We start from the raw sequence: 24689 nt of genomic DNA, 5'->3' as shown, positions 1-24689 counted from the left end.
CTGACGAACTTCCGCTCTCGCCAAAAACAACGTCGGTCGCGGCTCAACCGGTGCGTGCGTAGCGCAGCAGCGTCACGCCTTGGGTAAGGCTTTCCGTGCCAAGTGGCTTCAACGTCAGCGACAGGCCGGACTGGAAGTACGGCTTGCCACCGCCAAGCACGACCGGGTGCATGTAGAGCCGGTACTCGTCGATCAGACCGGATCGTGCGAGATGCGCGGCAAGATCGGCGCCGGCGATGGTGATCTGGCCATCCGCTTCCGACTTGAGAGATCTTACTACGTTCTCGACATCGCCGTTCGCCAGACGGGCATTAGGTCCGACTTCCCGAAGCGTCGTCGAAAACACGATCTTCGGGGTCCCGCGCCAGGCGCGGGCAAAATCCCGCTCGATTTCGGCACCGGTCTCTCGGTCCGGACTGTCCCAGAAGCGCATCACGTCGTACATCCGGCGTCCACAGAGCGCGATCGAGGTCTGTCTCATCATGTCGTTGAAATGCCGGTGCAACTCCCCTTCGGGTACCGGCAAGGCGATGTCTCCGTCCGGCCCGGCGATATAGCCGTCCAGGGACATCAGCATGGCGTAGACGATCCTGGCCATTGGTGCCTCCGTTCTGTCCCCGCGCACAAAGGTGCATAACTGATTGCATTTTGCAATCAGTTTATCGCAAGGTGCGTGGAATGCAATACGGAACTTCCCCAGGGCGCCCTCTTATGGCGTTTGAGGACCCCACTTGCTTACGAAATCTGGAGGAGCTTCAAGTTTGAGGCATCGTCGTCCTCAACTCAGGCCTCATTGCCATTGACAAAGATTGCCAAGCTCTCATTTATCGGGCGAAGCCCAGAGGCAGAGGAAGCGACATGGCAACGATGAACGTAAGCCTTCCAAGCGATATGGTCGAATTCGTGGAGCATGAAGTCTCCCAAGGCGGGTACGGTTCCTCGAGTGAAGTAGTCAGAGAAGCGCTGCGCTTGCTGCGACACGAAAAGGCCCAGCAGGCGGAGAAACTTGCCATCCTTCGGCGCGAAATCAGTATAGGGGTGGAAGCCGCCAACGCAGGACGCTTCTCGAAGAAAAGCGTCAGTGACATTCTCGATGAGGTGATGCTCGAATCGCCCAAGAGATGAGACACGAGCTTACCCAACCGGCGGAACGCGATATCAGGGACATCTTGCGAAATTCGATGCAGATGTTCGGCCCGCAGCAAGTCCGGTCCTACGCCCGGATCATCGAACGTGGTCTCGAGCTAGTCTCGGAAGATCCGGATCGACCAGGTTCCATCGAGCGCGACGAACTCGCTGCGGGTGTTCGACTGCTGCATCTGGAGATCGCTGCGAGAAGGCGCGGAGGTGCTGCACATTGCCTCTATTATATGAAGGGCCGCCTTTCGGACGAAACGATCGGCGTCATTGTCGTTCGAGTGCTTCATGAGCGCATGGAACCACGGCATAGAGTGATCAGAGCTCTCAAGAATGTGGCAAGAGCCAAGGCAGGCAGCCCGGAGATACCCGACGGTGATGAGCCGTCCAGTGGTCCGGGTTCCTCATTCGAAAGCAGTTGACGTTTCCATCGCCTAAAGCGGTCAGGCCAGGCGCACCAGTTGCCAACAAGCGAGGGTGTCTCCGACGCTTCTTGATTGTGACTGAAATCAGCCGTTAACGGCCTGCTTGTGCTGAACCGGGTGGCTCTTCTTGAGCAGGTCCGACACCAGGAACGCCAGTTCGATCGCCTGGTCGGCGTTGAGGCGCGGATCGCAATGGGTGTGGTAGCGATCCTGCAGCTCCTCGGCGGTGATGGCGCGAGCGCCACCGGTGCATTCGGTGACGTTCTTGCCGGTCATCTCGATATGGATGCCGCCCGGATGCGTGCCTTCGGCGCGATGCACCTCGAAGAAGGTCTGCACTTCCTTCAGGATTCGATCGAACGGCCGTGTCTTGTAACCGGCGGCCTCGATGGTGTTGCCATGCATCGGATCCGACGACCACACCACGCTGCGGCCTTCCTTCTGCACCGCGCGCACCAACTTCGGCAGATGCTCGGCGACCTTGTCGGAGCCGAAGCGCGCGATCAGCGTCAGCCGGCCGGGCTCATTGTCCGGATTGAGCAGGTCGATGAGCTGCAGCAAGCCGTCCGGCGTCAGCGACGGGCCGCATTTCAGGCCCAGCGGGTTCTTGATGCCACGGCAGTATTCGACATGGGCATGGTCGGGTTGGCGGGTGCGGTCGCCGATCCAGATCATATGGCCGGAGGTTGCGTACCAGTCGCCTGACATCGAATCGATGCGGGTCAGCGCCTCCTCGTAGCCGAGCAGCAGCGCCTCGTGGCTGGTGTAGAAGTCGGTCTCGCGCAGCGCGTAGTTGGTCTCCGAGGTGATGCCGACAGCCTTCATGAAGTCCATCGTCTCGGTGATGCGGTTGGCGAGCGACTCGTATTTCTCGCCCTGCGGGCTGTCCGACACGAAGCCCAGCATCCATTGATGCACGTTCTCCAGGCTGGCGTAGCCGCCCTGGGCGAAAGCGCGCAAAAGATTGAGCGTCGCCGCCGACTGGCGGTAGGCCATCTCCTGGCGTGCGGGATCGGGAATGCGCGACTTGGCGTCGAATTCGATGCCGTTGATGATGTCGCCGCGATAGCTGGGCAGCGTCACACCGCCCTTGGTCTCGTTATCGGACGAGCGCGGCTTGGCGAACTGGCCGGCGACACGGCCGACCTTCACCACCGGCTGCGCGCCGGCGAAGGTCAGCACCACAGACATCTGCAGGAAGACGCGGAAGAAGTCGCGGATGTTGTCCGCGCCATGCTCGGCAAAACTCTCGGCGCAATCGCCGCCCTGGAGAAGGAATGCCTCACCGGCAGCGACAGTCGCAAGCTGCTTCTTCAGCTTGCGTGCCTCACCTGCAAAAACCAGCGGCGGAAAGGTGGCAAGCTGGGCTTCCGTGTTCTTCAGCGCGGCAAGATCCGGATAGGCAGGAACCTGCTGGATCGGCTTTGCTCTCCACGAATTCGGCGACCATTTCGTCATCGTTGCACCCAACGTTCTTTCCAGCGGGTGCTATCGCCCGCCATTTCGCCCCCAATATGGGGATCGCGGCTCCATACACGAAGCCGATTTCCTATTCTAGACCGGATATGGACGTGTGGCGAATGGCCGTGATGCGCCGGAACTGCCGGCGTAGTTGTTGGCCAAAGCAGCAGCAACGCCCTGCTACGCAGCCTTGTCCACCAGCCGAGCCAATTGCGTCATGACGACGGCGGCCCCGGCCAGCCGCTTTTCAGGGGTCGGCCAGTCGCGGCTGAACACGACGCTGTGGTCCGGCCGTATCTTGGCCAGCGAGCCCTGTTCACCGATGAACGTGACCAGCCCGACGGGGTTCGAAAACTCCCGCTTGCGAAAATGGATGACGACGCCCTTTGGCCCGGCATCGAGCTTTTCGACATTGGCCTTGCGGCAGAGCGCCTTGATGAAGACGATCTTCAGCAGATGCTTCACTTCCTCCGGCAGCGGTCCGAACCGGTCGATCAGTTCGGCGCCGAAAGCGTCGATCTCCTCGGTGTTTTCGAGATCGCCGAGGCGACGATACAACGCCAGCCGCAGCTGCAGGTCCGGAACATAGCTTTCCGGGATCATCACCGCCGTGCCGACGGCGATCTGCGGCGACCAGCCGCCATCCTGCACCTCGCCGGAATCCTTCACCTCGGCGACGGCCTCTTCCAGCATCTGCTGGTAGAGCTCGAAGCCGACCTCCTTGATGTGGCCGGACTGCTCTTCGCCGAGAAGGTTGCCGGCGCCTCTGATATCGAGATCGTGGCTGGCAAGCTGGAACCCGGCGCCTAGGGTGTCGAGCGACTGCAGCACCTTCAGCCTCCGCTCGGCGGTGTCGGTCAGCTTGCGGTTGGCCGGCAGCGTGAACAGCGCGTAGGCGCGCACCTTCGAGCGGCCGACGCGGCCGCGCAGCTGGTAGAGCTGCGACAGGCCGAACATATCGGCGCGATGCACGATCAGCGTGTTGGCGGTCGGGATATCGAGGCCGGATTCGACGATGGTGGTCGACAGCAGCACGTCGTACTGGCCGTCGTAGAAGGCATTCATGATGTCGTCGAGCTCGCCGGGCGGCATCTGGCCATGAGCGACAGCCACTTTCAGCTCGGGCACGGATTCACGCAGGAAATCATGGATTTCCGCCAGATCGCTGATGCGCGGCACGACATAGAAGGAATGACCGCCGCGGTAGCGTTCCCGGAGCAGGGTTTCGCGGATGACCAGCGGGTCGAAGGGCGAGATGAAGGTGCGCACCGCCAGGCGGTCGATCGGCGGCGTGGCGATCAGCGATAGTTCGCGAACGCCGGTCAACGCCAGCTGCAGCGTGCGCGGGATCGGCGTTGCCGACAGCGTCAGCACATGGACGTCGCTCTTCAGGTCCTTCAGCCGCTCCTTGTGCTTGACGCCAAAGTGCTGTTCCTCGTCGATGATCAACAGGCCGAGATTCTTGAATGAGATCGACGAGCCGAGCAGCGCGTGAGTGCCGACGACGATGTCGACCGTGCCTTCGGCGATGCCTTTCTTGGTCTCGGCCAGTTCCTTGGCGCCGACCAGCCGCGAGGCCTGGGCGACACGGATCGGCAGGCCGGAGAAGCGCTGCGAGAAGGTCTTGAAATGCTGGCGCGACAACAGCGTCGTCGGCACCACCACCGCGACCTGAAAGCCTTCCATCGCCGCGATGAAGGCGGCGCGAAGCGCAACTTCCGTCTTGCCGAAGCCGACATCGCCGCAGATCAGCCGGTCCATCGGCTTTCCGGCGCCCAAATCGCCCATGACCGAATCGATCGCCGTCTGCTGGTCGTCGGTCTCCTCATAGGGAAACCGCGCGGCGAATTCGCCATAGAGACCGTCCGCCGGCACCAGCGAAGGAGCGGCGCGCATATGCCGCTCGGCGGCGATGCGGATCAACTGCCCTGCCATGTCGAGCAGCCGCCGCTTCAGCCGCGCCTTGCGCGACTGCCAGGCGCCGCCGCCAAGCTTGTCCAATGTCGCTTCGGCCGAATCCGAGCCATAGCGCGACAGAAGTTCGATGTTCTCCACCGGCAGGAACAGCCGGTCGTCGCCGGCATAGTGGATTTCGAGACAGTCATGCGGCGCCCCGACCGCCTCGATGGTGCGCAGCCCGATGAAGCGGCCAATGCCATGGTCGGTATGGACGACGATGTCGCCGGAGGACAATGCCGAGGCCTCGGCGATGAAGTCGGAAGGACGCTTCTTGCGCTTCGAGCGACGGATCAGCCGGTCACCCAGAATGTCCTGCTCGGCGATGACGACCAGTTTCTCGGTCTCGAAGCCGGATTCGAGCGGCAGCACGGCAAGTGCCGCCTGCCCCGGTTCGAGCTTTTCCGCCTCGGCCAGCGTGGCGACCGGCTTGAGATTGCCGAGATGATGCTCGGCCAGGATCTGGCCCAGCCGGTCTAGCGAACCTTCGGTCCAGCCGGCGACGACGACGCGGCGGCGAGCGGCCCGCTCATCGGCAATGTGTTTTACGACGACGTCGAAGACGTTGACGTTGGGATCGGCGCGTTCCTCGACGAAGCTGCGGCCATGCCGAGAGCCGGCATGGAAGATTTTCTTGGCGCCGGCGTCGGGTGCATCGAACGGCGTGAAGTCGATTGCCTCGCGCGGGCCAAGCGAGGCGATCAGGTTTTCCGGCGACAAATAAAGCAGGTCAGGCGGCACCGGCTTGTAGGGCACGGCGTCCTTCAGCGCACTCTCAGCCTGCTTCCTGCGCGCCTCGTAATGGTCGAGGATCAGCGCATGGCGCTCTGTCAGCGCTTCGTGCGCCAGATGGTCGAACACGACAGGCGTGTCCGGCAGATAGTCGAACACCGTCTCCAGCCGCTCGTAGAAGAACGGCAGCCAGTGCTCCATGCCGGCGAAACGCCGTCCCTCGCTGACCGCCGCATAGAGCCCATCGTCGCGCGAGGGTGCGCCAAAGGCTTCGATATAGCTGCGGCGGAAGCGGCTGATGGTCTCCGGCGTCAGCGCCACTTCGCTCATCGCCTGCAGCGCCATCGACTTGCGCTGGCCGGTGGTGCGCTGCGTGGCGGCGTCGAAGACGCGGATCGATTCCAGCGTATCGCCGAAGAAATCGAGCCGCAGCGCTTCCGTCCAGCCCGGTGCGAACAGGTCAAGAATGCCGCCGCGCACGGCAAACTCGCCAACACCGCGCACGGTCGGCACCCTTTCGAAGCCTGATATCTCCAGCCGCGACACCAGTGCATTCATGTCGATCTGGTTGCCGGGTTCGGCGTGAAACATCTGCGCCTCGACGAGGCTTGCCGGCGGGATGCGCTGCAGTAGCGCATTGGCTGTGGTGAGGATGACGGCGCGGTGTGGTTTTTTCGCCAGCCCGATCATCGCTGTGAGTGCATCGAGCCGCCTTGCGGCAGCATCCGCCCCGGGCGAAACGCGGTCGTAGGGCAGACAGTCCCAAGCCGGCAGTTCCAGCACCGGCAGGCCAGGCGCGGCGAATGAAAGCGCCTCGACGATCGAAGGCAGGCGCTGGCCGTCGCGCGCCACGAACAGTACCGGCTTGTCAGGCGCGATCTCGTGTGCCGCCTGCACCAGCGCAAAGGCTTCGTAACCGTCGGCGACACCGTCGACGATGAACTGGCCGGCGCGGCCTTTCGGCAGGCCGATCGAGGGAATGAGGCTCATGGATTACACGTCGTTCAGAATGTCATCGTCTGGCGCGACGCCAGGATTTTTTGCAGGACGGCACAATCGATATTTGCCGGAATCGGGCGTTCGCCGGTGATCACGGGCAGGAATTCGGTGTCGGGAACATCGAGGAGCCTCTCATATTGGTCGAGTTCGTCGCCGGTCAAGGCGCCGATCTCGGCGTCTGCGAAACTGCCGAGAATGAGGTCCATTTCGCGCAGGCCGCGATGCCAGGATCGAAACAGAAGCTTGCGGCGGCGGGCATCGAGCCCCTCGCTTGATCGTCTCGTTCCCGTCATTGACCAGCATCCTTGCCTGAAGCGGCGCATATAGCGTGGATAGAGGGCGGTGTCAGCCTTGCGCTGCGGCTGTCTCGACATAAGCTGACATCATGCGCCCTTCCCTCCTTGATCCGCTGTTTGTCCCGATCACCTCGCTTGCCGGCGTCGGGCCGAAGGTCGGCGTACTGATCGAGAAAATCGTGCCGGCCGATCTCGGCGACCGCGCGGCGCGTGCCGGCGATCTTCTGTTCGTGCTGCCCCACACGGTGATCGACCGCCGCAACCGGCCGGGTATCGCCGGTTCGGCCGAAGGCGCGATCGTCACCCTCGAAGTGCGTATCGACCGCCACCAGCCGCCGCCGCGCGGCAACAGATCGGTGCCGTACCGGGTTTACGCCCATGACGACACCGGCGAGATCGCGCTGACCTTTTTCCATGCGCACGCCGCCTATCTTGAAAAGGCGATGCCCGAGGGCGAGCATGTCGTAGTCTCCGGGCGCATGGAATGGTTCAACGGCCGCCCGACTATGGTTCATCCCGACCACATCGCGTTGGCCAGTGAGGCGGAAAACCTGCCGCTGGTCGAGCCGGTCTATCCGCTCACCGCCGGGCTCTCGGGAAAAGTGCTGCGCCGGGCAATCGGCCAGGCGCTCGCTCGCTTGCCGGTGCTGCCGGAATGGCAGGACGGCGAGTTTCTGCGCAGCCGGACCTTTCCTGCCTTCGGCGAAGCGCTCGCCCGCATCCACAATCCCGCCGACCCGATCGACGTGTCCATCGACGGCGCAGCCTGGCGGCGTCTCGCCTATGACGAGTTTCTGGCAGGCCAGGTGTCGCTGGCGCTGGTGCGCGCAAAAGTCCGCCGCTTGTCCGGCCGGCCGCTGGTCGGTGACGGCCGCATCGTCGAAAAGCTGCGCGCCGCCCTTCCCTATTCGCTGACCAATTCGCAGGAAATGGCGCTTGCCGAAATCAATGCCGATCTCGGTGACCCCGAACGCATGCTGCGCCTGCTGCAGGGTGATGTCGGCTCCGGCAAGACGGTTGTCGCGCTGCTCGCCATGGCGCGCGCCGTCGAGGCCGGCGGCCAGGCGGCCTTGATGGCGCCGACCGAAATCCTGGCGCGCCAGCACCTTGCGACGATTGCACCTTTGGCCGGACAAGCCGGCCTGCGCGTCGCCATCCTCACCGGCCGCGAAAAGGGCCGCGAGCGCACCGAGACGCTGGCCGGTCTGGCCGATGGCGAGGTCGACATCGTCGTCGGCACCCACGCCCTGTTCCAGGAAACGGTGACGTTCCACGACCTTGTCCTCGCCGTCATCGACGAGCAGCACCGTTTTGGCGTCCACCAGCGGCTTGCCATCACCGCCAAGGGCGACGCGCCCGACATGCTGGTGATGACGGCGACCCCGATCCCGCGCACGCTGGTGCTGACCGCTTTCGGCGACATGGATGTGTCGAAGCTGACCGAAAAACCGGCCGGTCGTCAGCCGATACGTACCGTCACCCTGCCGCTCGAGCGGCTCGACGAACTGGTCGGCCGCATGCGCGACGCCGTCGCCGACGGCCAGAAGATCTACTGGATCTGTCCGCTGGTCGAAGAATCCGAAGAGATCAAGCTGATGTCGGCGGAGGACCGTTTTGCCTCGCTGTATCAGCTGTTCGGCGACCGGATCGGCCTGGTGCACGGCCGCATGAAGGGCGCCGACAAGGATGAGGCGATGCGCGCCTTCAAGGCCGGCGAGACACGCATCCTGATCGCCACCACGGTCATCGAGGTCGGCGTCGATGTGCCGGATGCGACGATCATGGTCATCGAGCACGCCGAGCGCTTCGGCCTCGCCCAGCTGCACCAGTTGCGCGGCCGGGTCGGTCGCGGCGAAAAACCATCCTCCTGCGTGCTGCTCTACAAGGATCCGCTCGGCGAAACCGCAACGCGCCGGCTGTCGGTGATGCGCGAGACCGAGGACGGGTTCCGCATCGCCGAGGAGGATCTGAAACTGCGTGGCGAAGGCGAGTTGCTCGGCACCCGCCAGTCCGGCACACCGGGCTTCCAGGTGGCGCGCATCGAGGCCCATGCCGACCTGCTCGAAGCCGCCCGCGACGACGCACGGCTGATCCTGTCGCGCGATCCGGAACTGCAATCCGAACGCGGCGCCGCCCTTCGCATGCTGCTTTATTTGTTCGGCCGCGACGAGGCGGTGCGGCTCTTGCGCGCCGGCTGAGGCCCGGCATCCACCGGCGGATTGCCGATCTGACCGCCGATCGGCTTGCCGTTCAACGTCACCACTTTCGTCTTGACCGCCGGCGCCACCAAGCCTGCCGAAACGATCAGCTTGGCGCCGTCCTCGACCGTCATGTCGAGCAGCACGATGTCGGATTTCGGCACATACATGAGAAAGCCGGTGGTCGGGTTGGGCGCGCACGGCATGAAAACCGCGATCAGCGGATCACCTTCCTGGTCGAGCTTCTGGTTGATCTCGGTTTCCTTGTCGCTGGCGACGAAGACCAGCGACCAGACGCCCTTGCGCGGATATTCGACCAGCCCGACCTGGCGAAACATGTCGCCTTTGTTCGACAGCACGGTCTCGAAGATCTGCTTCAGCGAGCCGTAGATGCCGCGCACCAGCGGCATGCGGCCGAGCAGCCGCTCGCCGAACAAGACGATGGCGCGGCCGACGATATTGGCGGTCAGGAAACCGATCAGCGTGATCAGGATCAAGGCGACAATCAGGCCGAATCCCGGAACCGGCGCCGGCAGATAGCTATCGGGGTTGTAGCGCGCCGGAATATAGGGTTTCACCCAGGAATCGACCCAGCCGATGAACGACCAGGCGATGTAGGCGGTGATCGCCAGCGGCGCGCAGACGACAAAGCCTGTCAGGAAATAATTCCGCAGCCGGGTCATGCCTGAGGTCTTGGAAGCATCGGACATGGTTCACCGCAGCGCTGATTGCGGCGCAACATTAATGAACCGCAATCCGCTTTGGAACCGCGAATTTTTAAAACATCAACTATGCCGCGACTTCCAGCGGTTCGATCTTCTCTAGCTCCGGCGCGAGTTTCCGTGCCTCGGTTTCGAGCTCATAGGCCTGCTGAAAATTCATCCAGAATTCGGGCGTGGTGTTGAAGAACCTGGCGAGGCGAAGAGCGGTATCGGGAGTCAAGCCGATCTCTTCCTTGGCAATGCGTTCGATACGAGTGCGCGGAAGATTGAGCTTCTTCGCCAGCGCACCAGCACTCATGCCAAGCGGGAGGAGATATTCCTCGCGCAGGAATTCTCCGGGGTGAATTGGACGTGCGAACTTGAGCATAGTTCAGGGACCTCAAAGGATTAGGGCAAGTGCCCGCTCAATGGTAGTCGACGATCTCCACATCCTCGGCGCCAGCATCAGTCCATTTGAAGCAGATGCGCCATTGGTCGTTGATACGGATAGAATGCTGCCCAGCTCTACTCCCTTTCAGGGCTTCAAGGTGGTTTCCGGGTGGCGATCTAAGGTCATTCAATTGGGCGGCGTTGGTGATAGCACGAAGACGACGTTCGCCACGGGCAACCAGATCGGGTGGAAAACCCTTCGGCGCCTTCCCCTCGGCAACCGCTTCCACCGCCTTGCCTTTGAACGAAACGATCAATTTCTGCCCCTCGTCACGTATCATACATTGATACACGAGGGCGCGCAAGAAATATGTATCAATAACTGATACTAACTGTCACCTGACCCTATCGGTAGCCGGTCGAAACTCGCCAGCCCTTACTCCACAGTCACCGATTTCGCCAGGTTGCGCGGCTGGTCGACGTCGGTGCCCATGAACACCGCGGTGAAATAGGCCAGCATCTGGATCGGCAGCGCGTAGATGATCGGCGAGATGATTTCAGGCACGTCCGGCAGCACGATCGTCTCCATCGTCTTCACCGTGGCGTGCGCGGCACCCTTGCTGTCGGTGATCAGGATGATCTTGCCGCCGCGCGCCGCCACTTCCTGCATGTTCGACACGGTCTTTTCAAAGATGCGGTCATGCGGGGCAATAACGATGACCGGCATGTTCTCGTCGATCAGCGCGATCGGCCCGTGCTTCAGTTCGCCGGCGGCATAGCCCTCGGCATGGATATAGGAGATTTCCTTGAGCTTCAGCGCGCCTTCCATGGCCAGCGGGAAATTGGTGTCGCGGCCGAGATAGAGCACGTTCTTGTAGTGCGAGAGGTCGCGCGCAACCTTTTCGATCTGGCCGTCGAGCTTCAAGACCTGGTTGGCGTAGCGGGGCGCTTCCGACAGTTGGCGGACCAGCGTCGTTTCCTGCTCCCGCGAAATCATTCCGCGCGCCACGCCGGCCCGCACGGCAAGCGAGGCCAGCACCGACAATTGACAGGTGAAGGCCTTGGTCGAGGCGACGCCGATCTCCGGCCCGGCCAGCGTCGGCAGGATAACGTCGGATTCGCGCGCCATCGTCGATTCGCGGACATTGACGACCGCGCCGATCTTCATCCCGGCCTTGCGGCAATAGCGCAGCGAGGCCAGCGTGTCGGCGGTCTCGCCCGATTGCGAGATGAAGAAGGCGGCGTCTGCCTTCGACAGCGGCATCTCGCGGTAGCGGAATTCCGAGGCGACATCGATATCGACCGGCAGCCGCGCATAGCGCTCGAACCAGTATTTGCTGATCAGGCCGGCCAGATAGGCGGTGCCGCAGGCCGAAATCGCCAACCGATTGATCTCAGCGAAATTGAACGGCAGGTCGAGCGGCTTCGAGACGCCGCCAACAAAATCCACATAATGCGCCAGCGTGTGCGAGATCACCTCGGGCTGTTCATGGATTTCCTTCTCCATGAAATGGCGCCGGTTGCCCTTGTCGACCATGAAGCTGGTGCTGAGCGACTGCTGGCGCTTGCGGTCGACCTTGTTGCCATCCATGTCGAAGATGGCGACGTCGTTGCGGCGCACCACCGCCCAGTCGCCATCCTCCAGATAAGTGATCGAATTGGTGAAGGGGGCAAGCGCGATGGCGTCGGAGCCAAGGAACATCTCGCCATCGCCATGGCCGACGGCCAGCGGCGGGCCGTTGCGCGCGCCGACGATGAGGTCCTCGTCGCCCTTGAACATGATGGCCAGCGCAAAGGCGCCTTCCAGCCGCTTCAGCGCCTGGTGCGCGGCCTCGACCGGCTTCAGGCCCCTGGCCAATTCGCGCGCCACCAGATGTGCAACGACTTCGGTGTCGGTCTGCGATGAAAATGCGTAGCCGTCGCGCATCAGCTCGTCGCGCAATTCGGCGAAATTCTCGATGATGCCGTTATGGACGATGGCGACGCCGTCGGAAAAATGCGGATGCGCATTGGTCTCGTTGGGCACGCCATGCGTTGCCCAGCGCGTGTGGCCGATGCCAACCATGCCGTCGAGCGGTTCGTCCTTCAGCCGGCGTTCGAGATTGATCAGCTTGCCCTCGGCGCGGCGACGCGCAAGCTTGCCGTGCTCGACGGTGGCGACGCCGGCCGAATCATAGCCGCGATATTCGAGCCTTTTCAGCGCATCCACGATGAGCGGCGCGACCGGCGAGTGACTGACAATTCCGACGATACCGCACATAGACGTTTGCCCCCGATTCCGGCATGAAACCCAGCGCCATTTAGGATTGGCCGGGCTGCCGCGAAAATCACATTGCGTTTCGTTCCGTATCAGCCGGAACGATCTTGCACAGATGCACCATGACAGAGCGCTCTTGCAATCCGATTACCGCAATCGCTCAGTTTCTCCGAGCATGCATCCTACCTCGCCTCGGTGGTTCCTGAAATCCATCAAAGATATGATGCGGTCATGAACAAACGAATCGACACAGTGACGCTTTGGCGTCCGGTTGGGCCTAAAGAGCTGAAACTGATCGAGAAGTCGGGCATGCGGTCGTTCCCGCCGCGCCTTCCCGAGCAACCCATTTTCTACCCCGTTCTGTCCGAAGCCTATGCCGTGCAGATTGCGCGTGACTGGAACGTACCAGCCAGCGGCTCGGGCTTCGTTACCCGGTTTGACGTTTTGAAGAGCTTTCTCGACCGGTACCAGGTCGAACATGCCGGTAGCAAGGCACATCTGGAATACTGGATCCCTGCCGAAGACCTTCCCGAATTCAACAAGGCAATTGTCGGCATGATCGAGGTGACGGCTGCTTTCGGGAGAGATGCGAACCTTGCCGGCTAACGCCGAATGATCATCCACCGGCCTTCTTCGCCGCCGCAGCCGAAGCAAAACGCTCGCGCAATTCCTTGCCCTTGCCGGCCAGCGTCCTCTGGCGGGCGCGGCCGAAGGCCAGCGCATCGTCGGGCACGCTTTCGGTGATCACGCTGCCCGAAGCGATGTAGCCGCCCTTGCCGATTGTAACAGGCGCCACCAGCGAGGAATTCGAGCCGACGAAGGCGCCCTCGCCGATGTCGGTGAAGAATTTCGAATAGCCGTCATAGTTGCAGGTGATGGTTCCAGCGCCGATGTTGGCGCCGGCGCCGACGCGGGCATCGCCGATATAGGTCAGGTGATTGACCTTGGCGCCCTCCTCGATCGTCGCCTGCTTGACCTCGCAGAAATTGCCGACCTTGGCTTTTTGCCTGAGGTCGGACCCCGGCCGCAGCCGCGCGTACGGGCCGACATCGCAGTTCGAGGCGATGGTGGCGCCTTCAATATGGCTGAAGGCATGGATCTTGGCGCCAGTGGCGATTTTCACGCCGGGCCCGAACCAGACATTGGGTTCGACGATCGTATCGGCGCCGATCTCGGTATCGTGCGAAAAGAACACGGTTTCCGGCGCGATCAATGTAACGCCGGAGAGCATGGCCTCGCGCCGCCGGCGCGTCTGCCAGATGCCTTCCGCCGCAGCGAGTTCGGCACGGTTGTTGATGCCGAGCACATTCTCGAAGCCGGCTTCTGCAGCAACGACGTCAAAACCCTGCCCGCCGGCGATCTCGACGATGTCGGTGAGATAATATTCGGCCTTGGCGTTGTTGTTGCCGACTTGATCGAGCAGCGTCAGCGCGTGCTTACCGGCAACCGCCATCAGACCGCCGTTGCAGAAGGTGATTTTCTTCTCCTCGTCGGTGCAGTCCTTTTCCTCGCGGATGGCAATGAGCTTGCCGCCCTTTTCGATCAGCCGGCCATAGCCGGAAGGATTGGATGTGCGGAAGCCGACCACAACGACGGCAGCGCCTTCAGCCAGCTTCAGGCGCGCAGCGGTCAGCACCGCCGGATCGATCAGCGGCGTATCGCCGAACATCACCAGGATGTCGTCGTAACCCTTTGATATCGCGTCGCGAGCAGCCAGAACAGCATGCGCCGTGCCGAGCCGCTTGTCCTGGACGAAGGTCTCCGCCTTCGGCGCGAACTTCTGCGTGGCCTTGCGCATCTCGTCCGCGCCATGGCCGATCACCAGTGCCAGATCACCGCTGCCTGCGGCTTCCGCAGCCCTGACGACATGGGCGACCATCGGCAGGCCGGCGATCGGGTGCAGCACTTTTGGCACCGCGCTTTTCATGCGCGTGCCTTCGCCGGCGGCGAGGATGACGGACAGGCAGGTTCTCTGGCTCATGGAATGGCAACCATATGAAAAGCGTTGGGAATCAAGGCATGTCTAGCATTGGCGCCATGCTGCACCAATGCGGTTAAATACCGGTGAGATCGGTAGAGCAACTAACTTTTGATCAGTAGTCTAAAGCTCGATCCGATGCGCTGACATGGCTCGCATCCGTGCAGCCCTATCCCAACTGCCCCAGCACCGGAAAGTTCTCCAGCAGCCAGTAGGACGCGGCCTGCACGCCGCCGGTCAGGAAAAAGACGCCGGCGACGACCAGCAGCGCGCCCATCGCCTTTTCGACACGGCCGAGATGGACGCGGAACTTCGAGAGAAAGCGCATGAAGGCGCCGGAAAACAGCGCCGCGATCAGGAACGGTATGCCGAGGCCGAGCGAATAGGCGGCAAGCAGCAGCGCGCCCTCGCCCACCGTCTCGCGGCCGCCGGCCAGCGTCAGGATCGGTCCCAGCACCGGTCCGATGCAAGGCGTCCAGCCGAAGGCGAAGGCCAGCCCCATGACATAGGCGGCAACGATACTGGCCGGCTTGCCCTGCGACTGGAAGCGCGCCTCACGCGACAGCAGCGGGATGCGCAATATGCCGAGGAAATTCAGCCCCATCAGGATGATGAGCACACCGGCGGCCATCGCCAGCGGCTCCTGCCAGACGCGCAGCAGCCGGCCGATGGTCGAGGCGCCGGCGCCCAACGCCACGAAGACGGTCGAGAAGCCGAGAACAAAGGCGATCGAGGCATAGAGCAGCGCGCTGCGTGCGTCTGCCTTGGCCGCGACGCCGGCATTGCCGCGGAAATCATCGACCGATACGCCCGCCATGTAGCAGAGATAGGGCGGCACCAGCGGCAGCACGCAAGGCGACAGGAACGAGATCGCCCCCGCCCCGACCGCGCTGACATAGCCGATATCCAATGCCATTCCCGAACTCCAACTGTATCGGCGCCGATATAGCGGCGCACGGACTTGTCCGCCAATCACCATTGCGTGGCAAGTTGCCGCCTCGCATCGAGGAAGAAACGACCCGCCGTGCGCGTTGATGCAACGAGGCCGCGGCTTTCCGCGCGCTTCTCGATCATATCAGGGAGAGCGGCATGAAATCGATCACAGTTGGGCTGGCAGTGCTTTTGCTCGGCACCGCCGCCTCATATGCCGCCGAAGCATGGAAGGAAGCCGATGTCGGCGGCACCAAGATCTACACCGATGCCAAAGGGATGACCCTTTACACCTACGACAAGGACGAGATGGGCAAGTCGAACTGCTACGACAAATGCGCCGCCAATTGGCCGCCGCTGAAGGCTGAGGCCGACGCCAAGCCCGAGGGCGAATGGACAATAGTCGACCGCACCGACGGCACCAAAATGTGGGCCTATGAAGGCAAGCCGCTCTACACATTCATCAAGGACAAGAAGGCCGGCGATGTGACCGGCGACGGCGTCGGCGGCGTCTGGCACATCGCCAAGGCCGACTAAGCCCCGAACCTCAATCCCCGCCCTTGACCGGCGGGAAATCCCTGGCTGCCGCGTATCCCTGCAGGCCTCCGGCGGCCAGCTTCTTGTGCTGTCCCGCTGGACACACGAGCCCCACTCGCCACGCCAGTCTCGCCCGCCAGCGTCGTCTCATCATGCCGGGCGTCCCTCAGCTGGGGCTGGCGCGTGATCGATGTTTCTCTTATATCCGAGAGGATTTTGTCCCGTATTCCCGGATTCATTGCCGGCTTGCCCAACGATAAGGCAGCCGCTCCCCTTATCCGGGGTTGCGGATATCACATGACGCACCCTTGGGTTGCGCGCTCAATGCAGGACTGCATTTTGGGCGCTTCCCCTTGACCGGATGCAAAAGCGCGGCCATGTGAGCGACAATTATACGAGATTTCGTCGCGCGCAGCGGAATTCTTCTGCCGCACCACAGCTGATATGAGACCTCATGGACGTCGTCGTCGTCGAATCGCCGGCCAAAGCGAAGACAATCAACAAGTACCTCGGAAAGAACTACAAGGTCCTGGCCTCGTTCGGTCACGTCCGCGATCTGCCGGCCAAGGATGGCTCGGTGCGTCCGGACGAGGATTTTGCCATGTCCTGGGCTGTCGACACCGCCTCGAGCAAACGTCTTGCCGACATTGCCAAGGCGGTCAAGGACGCCGACGGCCTGATTCTCGCCACCGATCCGGATCGCGAGGGCGAAGCCATTTCCTGGCATGTCCTGGAAGTGCTGAAGCAGAAGCGAGCGCTGAAGGACAAGCCGGTCAGCCGCGTCGTCTTCAACGCCATCACCAAATCGTCGGTGCTGGAAGCGATGGCCAATCCGCGTCAGATCGATGCGCCGTTGGTCGATGCCTATCTCGCCCGCCGCGCGCTCGACTATCTCGTCGGCTTCACCCTGTCGCCCGTTCTGTGGCGCAAGCTGCCCGGCGCCCGCTCCGCCGGCCGCGTCCAGTCGGTGGCACTGCGTCTCGTCTGCGACCGCGAACTAGAGATCGAGCGCTTCATCCGCGAGGAATACTGGCAGGTCGCCGCCATTCTCGGCACGCCGCGCAAGGAAAATTTCGAAGCGCGGCTGACCGCCTTCGACCGCAAGAAGCTGCAAAAGCTCGACATTTCCAACAAGGCGCAGGCCGACGACATCAAGGCGATGCTGGAAGGCGCGACCTTCAAGGCGCTGTCGGTCGAAGCCAAGCCGACCAAGCGCAATCCGGGTCCGCCCTTCACCACCTCGACGCTGCAGCAGGCCGCCTCGTCGCGCCTCGGTTTTTCGGCAAACCGAACCATGCAGGTGGCGCAGCGGCTCTATGAAGGCATGGATATCGGCGGCGAGACCACCGGCCTGATCACCTATATGCGAACCGACGGCGTGCAGATGGCGCCCGAGGCGATCACTGCCGCGCGCGATGCGATCGCCAAGGAGTTCGGCCCAAAATACCTGCCCGAAAAGCCGCGCAACTACACCACCAAGGCCAAGAACGCCCAGGAAGCGCACGAAGCGATCCGCCCGACCGATTTCATGCGCACGCCCGCTTCGGTCAGGCAATATCTCGATGCCGACCAGGCACGGCTCTACGAGATAATTTGGAAACGCGCCATCGCCAGCCAGATGCAGCCGGCCGAGATCGAGCGCACCACGGCCGAGATCGAGGCGGTCAACGGCGCCCGCACGGCGGAGCTCCGCGCTGTCGGTTCGGTCGTTCGTTTCGACGGCTTCATTGCCGCCTACACCGACCAGAAGGAGGAGGATTCGGAAGACGAGGAAGACCGCCGTCTGCCCGAGATCCGCGCCGGCGAACAGCTCGACCGCGAGGCGATCAACGCCACCCAGCACACCACCGAACCGCCGCCGCGCTATTCGGAAGCCTCGCTGATCAAGAAGCTGGAAGAGCTCGGCATCGGCCGGCCGTCGACCTACACGGCGATCCTGAAGACGCTGGAGGACCGCGACTACGTCAGCATGGACAAGCGCAAGCTGTTGCCGCAGGCCAAGGGCCGGCTGTTGTCGGCCTTCCTCGAAAGCTTCTTCGAGCGCTATGTCGAATATGATTTTACCGCCTCGCTCGAGGAAAAACTCGATGAAATCTCCGACGGCAAGCTCGCCTGGAAGGATGTGCTGCGCGATTTCTGGAAGGATTTCTCGGGCGCCGTCGCCGACATCAAGGAATTGCGTGTCACCGACGTGCTCGACGCGCTCAACGAGGAACTGGCGCCGCTGGTGTTTCCCGCGCGGGAAGACGGCTCAAATCCGCGCATCTGCCCGAAATGCGGCACCGGCAACCTGTCGCTGAAGCTCGGCAAGTTCGGCGCCTTCGTCGGCTGCTCTAACTATCCCGAATGCTCCTTCACCCGCCAGCTCGGCGACGCCGCCAACCCCAATGGCGAAAACGGCAATGGCGAGGACGGCACCAAGGTGCTGGGCAAAGACCCCTACACGGCGGAGGAAATCACGCTGCGCAGCGGCCGTTTCGGCCCCTATATCCAGCGCGGCGACGGCAAGGAAGCCAAGCGCTCCAGCCTGCCCAAGGGCTGGACGGTCGATTCGATCGACCACGAAAAGGCCCTCGCCCTGCTGTCGCTGCCGCGCGACGTCGGCAAGCATCCGGAATCCGGCAAGATGATCTCGGCCGGGCTGGGGCGCTACGGCCCGTTCGTGCTGCACGACGGCACCTACGCCAATCTCGACAGCATAGAGGACGTGTTCTCGATCGGTCTCAACCGCGCCGTGTCGGTCATCGCCGAGAAGCAGTTGAAGGGCCCAGGCGGCCGCAATGGCGGCACGCCCGCCGCCTTGAAGGAGCTTGGCGAGCATCCGGCGGGCGGCGGCAAGATCGTCGTGCGTGACGGCAAATACGGGCCTTATGTTAATTTCGGCAAGGTCAATGCGACGCTGCCGAAGGGCAAGGACCCGCAGTCGGTGACAATCGAGGACGCGGTGGCGCTGATTGCCGAGAAGGAAGCCAAGGGTAGCAACGGCGGCAGAAAGCCCTTCCGCAAAGCGGCCGCACCTGCCAAAAAGCCTGCGGCGGCCAAAAAACCGGCGGCCCAAAAACCGGCGGCCAAGAAAGTGGCCAACAAAAAGGGATAAGGCATCGTGGCGCGCAGGGTATCCGGAAGAAGTCATGGCGATCTGCGCACCGCCGACACCAGGGCCAAGGTTAGGGACAACTACCGCCCGTCTCGCGACGAAATCCTGCGCTACATCGCCGAAAACCCGGATCGCTCCGGCAAACGCGACATCGCCAAGGCGTTTGCGCTGCGCGGCGAGGACCGTATCTGGCTGAAGGACATTCTGCGCGACCTGCAGGACGAAGGCCTGCTGACCAAGGAGCGCAAGCGGCTCGCCCGTGTCGGCGCCCTGGCCCATGTCGCCGTGCTCGACATCTTTGGCCGCGACGCCGACGGCGTGCTGCTGGCGCACCCAACCGAAGCCGTGGGCAACGGCGAGCCGCCTGTCATAGCGATCCGCGTGTCGCGCGGCGGCGGCGGCCCGACACCGGGCGTCGGCGACCGTGTGCTGGCCAAGACCTTTCCAACCGAAGATGTGACAGGCCCTGCCTACACCGGGCGGGTGATGAAGATCTTCGAGAAGCGCACCGAGGCCGTTCTCGGCGTCTTCCGCGTGCTGCAGGACGGCACCTTCCGCATCGAGCCTGTCGAAAGACGCCAGCCGGAGTTGATCGTCGACAAGGAATTCCAGAACGGCGCCAAGGATGGCGATCTGGTCGAGGTCGAGCCGGCGCGAGCCTCCCGCTATGGACTGCCCAGAGCCAAGGTGCTGGCGGTGCTCGGTTCGCTAACCAGCGAAAAAGCGGTCTCGATGATCGCCATCCACGCACATGACATTCCGCATATTTTTCCGGCAGACGTCATCGCCGAGGCGGAGGCGGTCAAACCGGCGACGCTGGCCGGCCGCGAGGACTGGCGCGAGCTGCAGCTGGTCACCATCGATCCGGCCGACGCCAAGGACCATGACGATGCGGTGTTCGCCATATCGGATTCGGACGAAAAGAACCCCGGCGGCGTGGTGGTTACCGTGGCGATTGCCGATGTCGCCGCTTATGTGCGCTATGGCACCGCGCTCGACCGCGAGGCGCTGAAGCGTGGCAACTCGGTCTATTTTCCGGATCGCGTCGTGCCGATGCTGCCGGAGCGCATCTCCAACGACCTTTGTTCGCTGCGCGAAGGCCAGGACCGCCCGGCGCTGGCCGTCCGCATGACTTTTTCGGGCGATGGCCGCAAGCTCAGGCATTCGTTCCACCGCATCATGATGAAGTCGGCGGCGAAACTCGCCTATACGCAGGCGCAGGCCGCGATCGACGGCGCGCCGGACGACAAGACCGGCCCGATCCTCGACACGGTGCTGAAGCCGCTCTGGGATGCCTACGCCGTCGTGAAGCGCGGCCGTGAGACACGCCAGCCGCTCGAGCTTGAACTGCCTGAACGTAAAATCCTGCTCAAGGAGGACGGCACCGTCGACCGCGTCGTCGTGCCGGAGCGGCTCGACGCGCACAAGCTGATCGAAGAATTCATGATCCAGGCGAATGTCGCGGCCGCCGAGACGCTGGAGGCGAAACGGCAGGCACTGGTCTACCGCATCCATGACGCGCCTTCGCTCGCCAAGCAGGAATCGCTGCGCGAATTCCTGCAGACGCTCGGCCTGTCGCTGGCACGCGGGGCGCAGATGCGGCCGAACCAGTTCAACGGGATTCTGGATCGCGTCCGCGGCGCCGACCATGAGGGACTGGTCAACGAGGTGGTGCTGCGCACGCAGATGCAGGCCGAATATTCGCCCAGCAACATCGGCCATTTCGGCCTCAATCTGAAGCGCTATGCGCATTTCACCTCGCCGATCCGCAGATATGCCGACCTGATCGTGCATCGCGGGCTGATTGCCGCGCTCGGCTTCGGTGCGGGCGGACTGACGCAGGATGAGGCGGAGCGGCTGGAAGAAGTTTCTGCGCTGATCTCAGCCACCGAGCGCCGCGCCATGGCTGCCGAGCGCGACACGGTCGACCGGCTGATCGCCGCCTATCTCGCCGAGCGTGTCGACGATCGTTTCGATGCGCGCATTTCGGGCGTCACCAAATCGGGACTATTTGTCCAATTGCCGCAGTATGGCGCAGATGGTTTCATCCCGGTGTCAAGTCTGGAGGGCGATTACTACATATACGACGAAACTGCCCGATCGCTTTTCGGAGAACGCACCGGCAAGGGCTACCAGCTTGCCGACCGCGTCGAGGTTCGCTTGATCGAGGTGGCGCCTATGGCCGGTGCGATGCGTTTCGAGATGCTGACCGACCCGAAGCCGCTGCCCGGCTCCAAACGGTCGTTTCACAAGGCCAAAGGCCGCGCCCGTGCGTCGCAATCGCGTCCAGGCTCGCGCGGCAGGAGACGGTAATGCCAAGCGATTTGAAAATGAACCAACGGGTTTTCGGCGGCGGACATCACTCGGGCCGGATCGCCCGCCCGCTGTGGACGGCGATCAAGCGTGGCGCGCTTGGCCGCTGCCCGCATTGCGGCGAGGGAAAGCTGTTTCGCGCCTTCGTCAAGACCGTCGATAAATGCGATCATTGCGGCGAGGAGCTTCACCACCACCGCGCCGACGATCTGCCGGCCTATCTGGTGGTGGTCATCGTCGGTCACATCGTGCTCGGCGCCTTCATGGGCGTCGAAGCGACCTCCACCCTGTCCACCTGGCAGCACATCGCCATCTGGGTGCCGCTGACCATCCTCCTGGCGGTCGTCTTGCTGCAGCCGGTCAAGGGCGCCGTCATCGGCCTGCAATGGGCGTTCTATATGCATGGCTTCGGCGGGGAAGAAGATCTGATCGAGTCGCACCCCGAGGCTTGAAACGAGGCTGGCGCAAATCGGCATGGCTGGACGCCACTTTCGCATCGGAGAAGATTCCGCTAGGTCGTGCGCATGGACGTTATGACCAAGGCGGAAGTCGACAAGGTTGAGCGGATCGCGCTCGACGCCAAGCCTATACGCCCGCGCGACGCCGCGACGCTGATCCTGCTCGACCGCAAAGGCGACGAGTTCCTGGTGCTGATGGGCCGGCGCCACGCCCGTCACGCCTTCATGCCGGGGAAATTCGTCTTTCCCGGCGGCCGCACCGATCCGGCCGACAGCCGAATCCCCGTCGCCACCGCGCTGCACCCTGAGGAAGAAGCGAGGCTGACCGCCGGCGTCGGCCGCACCAGCCGGACGCGCGCCCGCGCCATTGCCCTGTCGGCGATCCGCGAGACCTATGAGGAGGCCGGCCTGCTGATCGGCCGGAAAGGCGCCTTCGCGACGACCAAACGCGATTGGCGGGGTTTTGCCGAGCACGGCGTAAGGCCCTCGCTGGAAGCGCTGCGCTTTATCGCGCGCGCCATCACGCCGCCAAACCGGGTGCGGCGCTTCGATACGCGCTTCTTCAGCGCCTGGCGCGAAGATGTCGCCGTGGAGCTGCCGGACGGCGGTCCGACCAACGAGTTGGAAGAACTGGTCTGGCTGCCGCTCGCCAAGGCCAGGCAGGCAGATATTCCCGACATCACCGGGGCTATCCTCGAAGAGCTGGAAAAGCGGCTCGTCGATGATCCGCTGCTGCGCCCCGGTGGTTCCGTGCCGTTCTACCGGCTTGTCGGCAATCGCTTCGTTCGCGAAATTCTGTAGAGCATAGAGCATTCACATCCCATGACAGTCGATACCCAGCAAGAGGTCGAAGAACGCGTACATTGGCTGCCAATGATCGCGGCGATCTCGTCGATCAGCGTCGTCGGCATCGCCATCGGCCTCGGCATGCCGCTGCTCAGCGTCATCCTCGAAACGCGCGGGCATTCGGCGTCGATGATCGGCTTCAACACCGCTGTCGCCGGCCTCGCCTCGATCGTCGGCGCACCGCTCGCCACCCCGCTCGCCATGCGGTTCGGCGTCGCCCGGACGATGCTCGCCATGATCGCCACGGGAGTGCTGGCCTTTGTCGGCTTCCACTTCGCGCCGGACTTCTGGATGTGGTTTCCGCTGCGCGTCCTGCTGCACATCGCGCTGACGGTGCTGTTTATCCTGTCGGAATTCTGGATCAGCACATCGGCGCCGCCGCACCGGCGCGGCCTTGTCCTCGGCATCTACGCCACCGTGCTGTCGCTCGGCTTTGCCGCCGGTCCGTGGCTGTTCGCCCATCTCGGCAGCACCGGCTTCCTGCCCTTCGGCGTCATCATGGCGCTGGTGACGCTGGCCGCCATTCCAGTTCTGGCGGCACGCAACGAGAGCCCGACGATCGTCTCCAATGGCGAGACCAGCAACTTCCTGCGCTACATCTGGTTGGTGCCGACGGCGACCGCCGCAGTGCTGGTGTTCGGTGCGGTCGAGACCGGCGGCTTTGCGCTGTTCCCGGTTTATGGCAATCGCATCGGCTACTCCGAGGCCAACGCCGCCCTCCTGCTCACCATGATCGGCCTCGGCAACGTGCTGTTGCAGATCCCGCTCGGCATGATCAGCGACCGTGTCAGCGACCGCCGCTATCTGCTTCTGGCTTGTGCAACCATCGGCCTTGCCGGCACCATGTTCATGCCGCACTTCGCGCAGAATTGGCACCTGATGGCGGCGCTTCTGTTCGTCTGGGGCGGCGTGGTCGCGGCCATGTACACGATCGGGCTGGCCCATCTCGGCTCGCAGCTTTCCGGCCACGACCTGGCCTCGGCCAACGCCGCCTTCGTGCTCTGCTACGGTGTCGGCATGGTGCTCGGCCCGCAGGCGATCGGCATCGGCATGGACCTTTTCGGACCCTCGGGCTTCGGCTGGGCGCTCGGCATGTTCTTCGCCTTCTATATCGCGCTGGTCGGCGCCAGGCTCGTCCGAAAAATCCTGTAGAAAGACCGATCGATGCCTCATGTGGCCCGAGGCTGCTGACATAACCGTGTCAGCAGCACTTGGATAGATTGTCAGCAACACGCCACGAATTTGAGGATGCCATCATGATCGACTCCGGGTTCGAAACAAAATCGGTGCGGATGGAATTGCTGCTGCTTGTGACCTTTCAAGCACCGGTCGGCGATGTCGACCGCATCATGCAAGCGGTGGTCGCGATCGCGCCGCTGACCATGGGCAAATACGACAGCAATGCCTACCAGTCGGCGCACGGCATCGAGCGCTACCGGCCGCTCGAAGGCGCTGCCGCCGGCGTCGAGACGGAATTGCGCCGACGGCCGGGTACGGTGGAAGTGTCGTTCGAGCTGCCCGACGACCAGGCGCTGGCGGCCCGCATTGTCGAAGCGATCTTCCAGGCCCACAGCTATCAGGAGCCGGTGATCCGCATCCAGCCGATCCTCGCCAGCCGCTCCAAGGGATTGGACGACCGCTCCAATCCGAACCGCTGGTGGAACACAACGGGAGACTGGAAGAAGGCCGCTCCAGTTAAAGAAGATGCATAGAATCGGAAAGCGGCCTTCCCTTCTCCCCTTCGTGTGGGAGAAGGTGGCCGAGCGAAGCTCGGTCGGATGAGGCGTGTTCCAGCTTGACACTGCCGGCACTCGGTCCAGCACCCCTCAACCGTCTCGGCGCTACGCGCCGATCCACCTTCTCCCACACGGGGAGAAGGAAGAGGCAGCCTCACGGGGTGTCGGTAGCTTTTCAAGTTGTCCGGTTTTGGTAGCACATCATTTGTCCGCTTCCGTTTTGCGTCGAAGCGGTTCACGCG

At 63.0% G+C, this 24689-nt stretch carries 21 protein-coding genes; 11 read left to right on the top strand and 10 right to left on the bottom strand.

What is annotated here, in order from left to right:
* Positions 1–43: 43 nt before the first annotated feature.
* On the bottom strand, positions 44–598 hold the full coding sequence (locus CIT26_RS08560; RefSeq protein WP_095492179.1) for a dihydrofolate reductase family protein: 555 nt from the start codon (positions 596–598) through the stop codon (positions 44–46).
* Positions 599–858: 260 nt separating this feature from the next.
* On the opposite strand from CIT26_RS08560, the gene CIT26_RS08555 reads away from it, so the two are divergent.
* Together CIT26_RS08555 and CIT26_RS08550 are read left to right on the top strand one after the other, a co-directional pair.
* Entirely contained in the window at positions 859–1125 is a 267-nt protein-coding gene (locus tag CIT26_RS08555) for a type II toxin-antitoxin system ParD family antitoxin (protein WP_095492178.1), read from the top strand.
* Complete coding sequence (locus CIT26_RS08550) at positions 1122–1559, top strand: type II toxin-antitoxin system RelE/ParE family toxin (protein ID WP_095492177.1); 438 nt, start codon at positions 1122–1124, stop codon at positions 1557–1559. Before CIT26_RS08555 ends, CIT26_RS08550 begins: the two co-directional genes overlap by 4 nt.
* A gap of 87 nt (positions 1560–1646) precedes the next feature.
* On the opposite strand, the gene CIT26_RS08545 is transcribed toward CIT26_RS08550, so the two are convergent.
* From CIT26_RS08545 to CIT26_RS08535, 3 genes are all read right to left on the bottom strand, one after another.
* Positions 1647–3020: a class II 3-deoxy-7-phosphoheptulonate synthase gene (locus CIT26_RS08545; RefSeq protein ID WP_095492176.1), complete on the bottom strand. Its 1374-nt coding sequence runs from the start codon at positions 3018–3020 to the stop codon at positions 1647–1649.
* A 183-nt stretch (positions 3021–3203) separates the two neighbouring features.
* Positions 3204–6701 (bottom strand): transcription-repair coupling factor, encoded by a 3498-nt coding sequence (gene mfd / locus CIT26_RS08540; RefSeq protein ID WP_095492175.1) that lies wholly within the window; start codon positions 6699–6701, stop codon positions 3204–3206.
* 14 nt (positions 6702–6715) lie between these two features.
* Entirely contained in the window at positions 6716–7003 is a 288-nt protein-coding gene (locus tag CIT26_RS08535) for an FAD assembly factor SdhE (RefSeq protein WP_095492204.1), read from the bottom strand.
* A 92-nt stretch (positions 7004–7095) separates the two neighbouring features.
* On the opposite strand from CIT26_RS08535, the gene recG reads away from it, so the two are divergent.
* Positions 7096–9204 (top strand): ATP-dependent DNA helicase RecG, encoded by a 2109-nt coding sequence (gene recG, locus CIT26_RS08530; RefSeq protein ID WP_095492174.1) that lies wholly within the window; start codon positions 7096–7098, stop codon positions 9202–9204.
* Here recG and CIT26_RS08525 read toward each other — a convergent pair.
* The 4 genes from CIT26_RS08525 to glmS form a co-directional block, all read right to left on the bottom strand.
* A complete protein-coding gene (locus CIT26_RS08525; RefSeq protein WP_095492173.1) occupies positions 9156–9914 on the bottom strand; it encodes a DUF502 domain-containing protein in 759 nt (252 codons plus the stop codon). The two genes, recG and CIT26_RS08525, sit on opposite strands and share 49 nt — an antisense overlap.
* 79 nt (positions 9915–9993) lie before the next feature.
* A complete protein-coding gene (locus CIT26_RS08520; protein ID WP_077383967.1) occupies positions 9994–10293 on the bottom strand; it encodes a HigA family addiction module antitoxin in 300 nt (99 codons plus the stop codon).
* A gap of 37 nt (positions 10294–10330) precedes the next feature.
* Complete coding sequence (locus CIT26_RS08515; RefSeq protein ID WP_095492203.1) at positions 10331–10612, bottom strand: type II toxin-antitoxin system RelE/ParE family toxin; 282 nt, start codon at positions 10610–10612, stop codon at positions 10331–10333.
* Positions 10613–10731: 119 nt separating this feature from the next.
* Positions 10732–12555 (bottom strand): glutamine--fructose-6-phosphate transaminase (isomerizing), encoded by a 1824-nt coding sequence (gene glmS / locus CIT26_RS08510; RefSeq protein ID WP_095492172.1) that lies wholly within the window; start codon positions 12553–12555, stop codon positions 10732–10734.
* Positions 12556–12783: 228 nt separating this feature from the next.
* Between glmS and CIT26_RS08505 the strand changes: the two genes are divergently transcribed.
* Positions 12784–13158 (top strand): ADP-ribosylation/crystallin J1, encoded by a 375-nt coding sequence (locus CIT26_RS08505; protein ID WP_095492171.1) that lies wholly within the window; start codon positions 12784–12786, stop codon positions 13156–13158.
* Between the two features lie 10 nt (positions 13159–13168).
* On the opposite strand, the gene glmU is transcribed toward CIT26_RS08505, so the two are convergent.
* Positions 13169–14533, bottom strand: a complete 1365-nt coding sequence (glmU, locus tag CIT26_RS08500; protein WP_095492170.1) for a bifunctional UDP-N-acetylglucosamine diphosphorylase/glucosamine-1-phosphate N-acetyltransferase GlmU — start codon at positions 14531–14533, stop codon at positions 13169–13171.
* 166 nt (positions 14534–14699) lie between these two features.
* Positions 14700–15446, bottom strand: coding sequence for a cytochrome c biogenesis CcdA family protein (locus CIT26_RS08495; RefSeq protein WP_095492169.1), 747 nt, complete (start codon positions 15444–15446; stop codon positions 14700–14702).
* Between the two features lie 173 nt (positions 15447–15619).
* Here CIT26_RS08495 and CIT26_RS08490 point away from each other — a divergent pair, with 173 nt between their 5' ends.
* The 7 genes from CIT26_RS08490 to CIT26_RS08460 all read left to right on the top strand — a co-directional run bounded on the left by CIT26_RS08490 (position 15620) and on the right by CIT26_RS08460 (position 24423).
* On the top strand, positions 15620–15997 hold the full coding sequence (locus CIT26_RS08490) for a COG4315 family predicted lipoprotein (protein ID WP_095492168.1): 378 nt from the start codon (positions 15620–15622) through the stop codon (positions 15995–15997).
* 454 nt (positions 15998–16451) lie between these two features.
* Entirely contained in the window at positions 16452–19094 is a 2643-nt protein-coding gene (gene topA / locus CIT26_RS08485; RefSeq protein WP_095492167.1) for a type I DNA topoisomerase, read from the top strand.
* A 6-nt stretch (positions 19095–19100) separates the two neighbouring features.
* Positions 19101–21407, top strand: coding sequence for a ribonuclease R (gene rnr / locus CIT26_RS08480; RefSeq protein ID WP_095492166.1), 2307 nt, complete (start codon positions 19101–19103; stop codon positions 21405–21407).
* A gap of 17 nt (positions 21408–21424) precedes the next feature.
* Positions 21425–21859 carry a DUF983 domain-containing protein gene (locus tag CIT26_RS08475; RefSeq protein WP_425350330.1) on the top strand — a complete coding sequence of 145 codons (435 nt, stop codon included), beginning with the start codon at positions 21425–21427 and terminating at the stop codon, positions 21857–21859.
* 72 nt (positions 21860–21931) lie between these two features.
* Positions 21932–22666: an NUDIX hydrolase gene (locus CIT26_RS08470; protein ID WP_095492164.1), complete on the top strand. Its 735-nt coding sequence runs from the start codon at positions 21932–21934 to the stop codon at positions 22664–22666.
* A 21-nt stretch (positions 22667–22687) separates the two neighbouring features.
* On the top strand, positions 22688–23863 hold the full coding sequence (locus tag CIT26_RS08465) for an MFS transporter (RefSeq protein ID WP_095492163.1): 1176 nt from the start codon (positions 22688–22690) through the stop codon (positions 23861–23863).
* A gap of 104 nt (positions 23864–23967) precedes the next feature.
* The gene (locus CIT26_RS08460; RefSeq protein ID WP_095492162.1) at positions 23968–24423 is read left to right on the top strand and encodes a YqfO family protein; all 456 of its coding nucleotides are present in this window, start codon (positions 23968–23970) and stop codon (positions 24421–24423) included.
* Positions 24424–24689 lie beyond the last annotated feature (266 nt).

This window comes from Mesorhizobium temperatum (assembly GCF_002284575.1).
In the GTDB taxonomy this organism is placed as follows: Bacteria; Pseudomonadota; Alphaproteobacteria; order Rhizobiales; family Rhizobiaceae; genus Mesorhizobium; species Mesorhizobium temperatum.
Note: the sequence above shows the minus strand (reverse complement) of the source record. Positions and strands in the feature narration are given on the sequence as shown.

Coding starts and splice junctions, on each gene's coding strand:
- CIT26_RS08560 (WP_095492179.1), bottom strand. CDS start 598: ATGGCCAGGATCGTCTACGCCATGCTGATGTCCCTGGACGGCTATATC.
- CIT26_RS08555 (WP_095492178.1), top strand. CDS start 859: ATGGCAACGATGAACGTAAGCCTTCCAAGCGATATGGTCGAATTCGTG.
- CIT26_RS08550 (WP_095492177.1), top strand. CDS start 1,122: ATGAGACACGAGCTTACCCAACCGGCGGAACGCGATATCAGGGACATC.
- CIT26_RS08545 (WP_095492176.1), bottom strand. CDS start 3,020: ATGACGAAATGGTCGCCGAATTCGTGGAGAGCAAAGCCGATCCAGCAG.
- mfd (WP_095492175.1), bottom strand. CDS start 6,701: ATGAGCCTCATTCCCTCGATCGGCCTGCCGAAAGGCCGCGCCGGCCAG.
- CIT26_RS08535 (WP_095492204.1), bottom strand. CDS start 7,003: ATGACGGGAACGAGACGATCAAGCGAGGGGCTCGATGCCCGCCGCCGC.
- recG (WP_095492174.1), top strand. CDS start 7,096: ATGCGCCCTTCCCTCCTTGATCCGCTGTTTGTCCCGATCACCTCGCTT.
- CIT26_RS08525 (WP_095492173.1), bottom strand. CDS start 9,914: ATGTCCGATGCTTCCAAGACCTCAGGCATGACCCGGCTGCGGAATTAT.
- CIT26_RS08520 (WP_077383967.1), bottom strand. CDS start 10,293: ATGCTCAAGTTCGCACGTCCAATTCACCCCGGAGAATTCCTGCGCGAG.
- glmS (WP_095492172.1), bottom strand. CDS start 12,555: ATGTGCGGTATCGTCGGAATTGTCAGTCACTCGCCGGTCGCGCCGCTC.
- CIT26_RS08505 (WP_095492171.1), top strand. CDS start 12,784: ATGAACAAACGAATCGACACAGTGACGCTTTGGCGTCCGGTTGGGCCT.
- glmU (WP_095492170.1), bottom strand. CDS start 14,533: ATGAGCCAGAGAACCTGCCTGTCCGTCATCCTCGCCGCCGGCGAAGGC.
- CIT26_RS08495 (WP_095492169.1), bottom strand. CDS start 15,446: ATGGCATTGGATATCGGCTATGTCAGCGCGGTCGGGGCGGGGGCGATC.
- CIT26_RS08490 (WP_095492168.1), top strand. CDS start 15,620: ATGAAATCGATCACAGTTGGGCTGGCAGTGCTTTTGCTCGGCACCGCC.
- topA (WP_095492167.1), top strand. CDS start 16,452: ATGGACGTCGTCGTCGTCGAATCGCCGGCCAAAGCGAAGACAATCAAC.
- CIT26_RS08475 (WP_425350330.1), top strand. CDS start 21,425: ATGAACCAACGGGTTTTCGGCGGCGGACATCACTCGGGCCGGATCGCC.
- CIT26_RS08470 (WP_095492164.1), top strand. CDS start 21,932: ATGGACGTTATGACCAAGGCGGAAGTCGACAAGGTTGAGCGGATCGCG.
- CIT26_RS08465 (WP_095492163.1), top strand. CDS start 22,688: ATGACAGTCGATACCCAGCAAGAGGTCGAAGAACGCGTACATTGGCTG.
- CIT26_RS08460 (WP_095492162.1), top strand. CDS start 23,968: ATGATCGACTCCGGGTTCGAAACAAAATCGGTGCGGATGGAATTGCTG.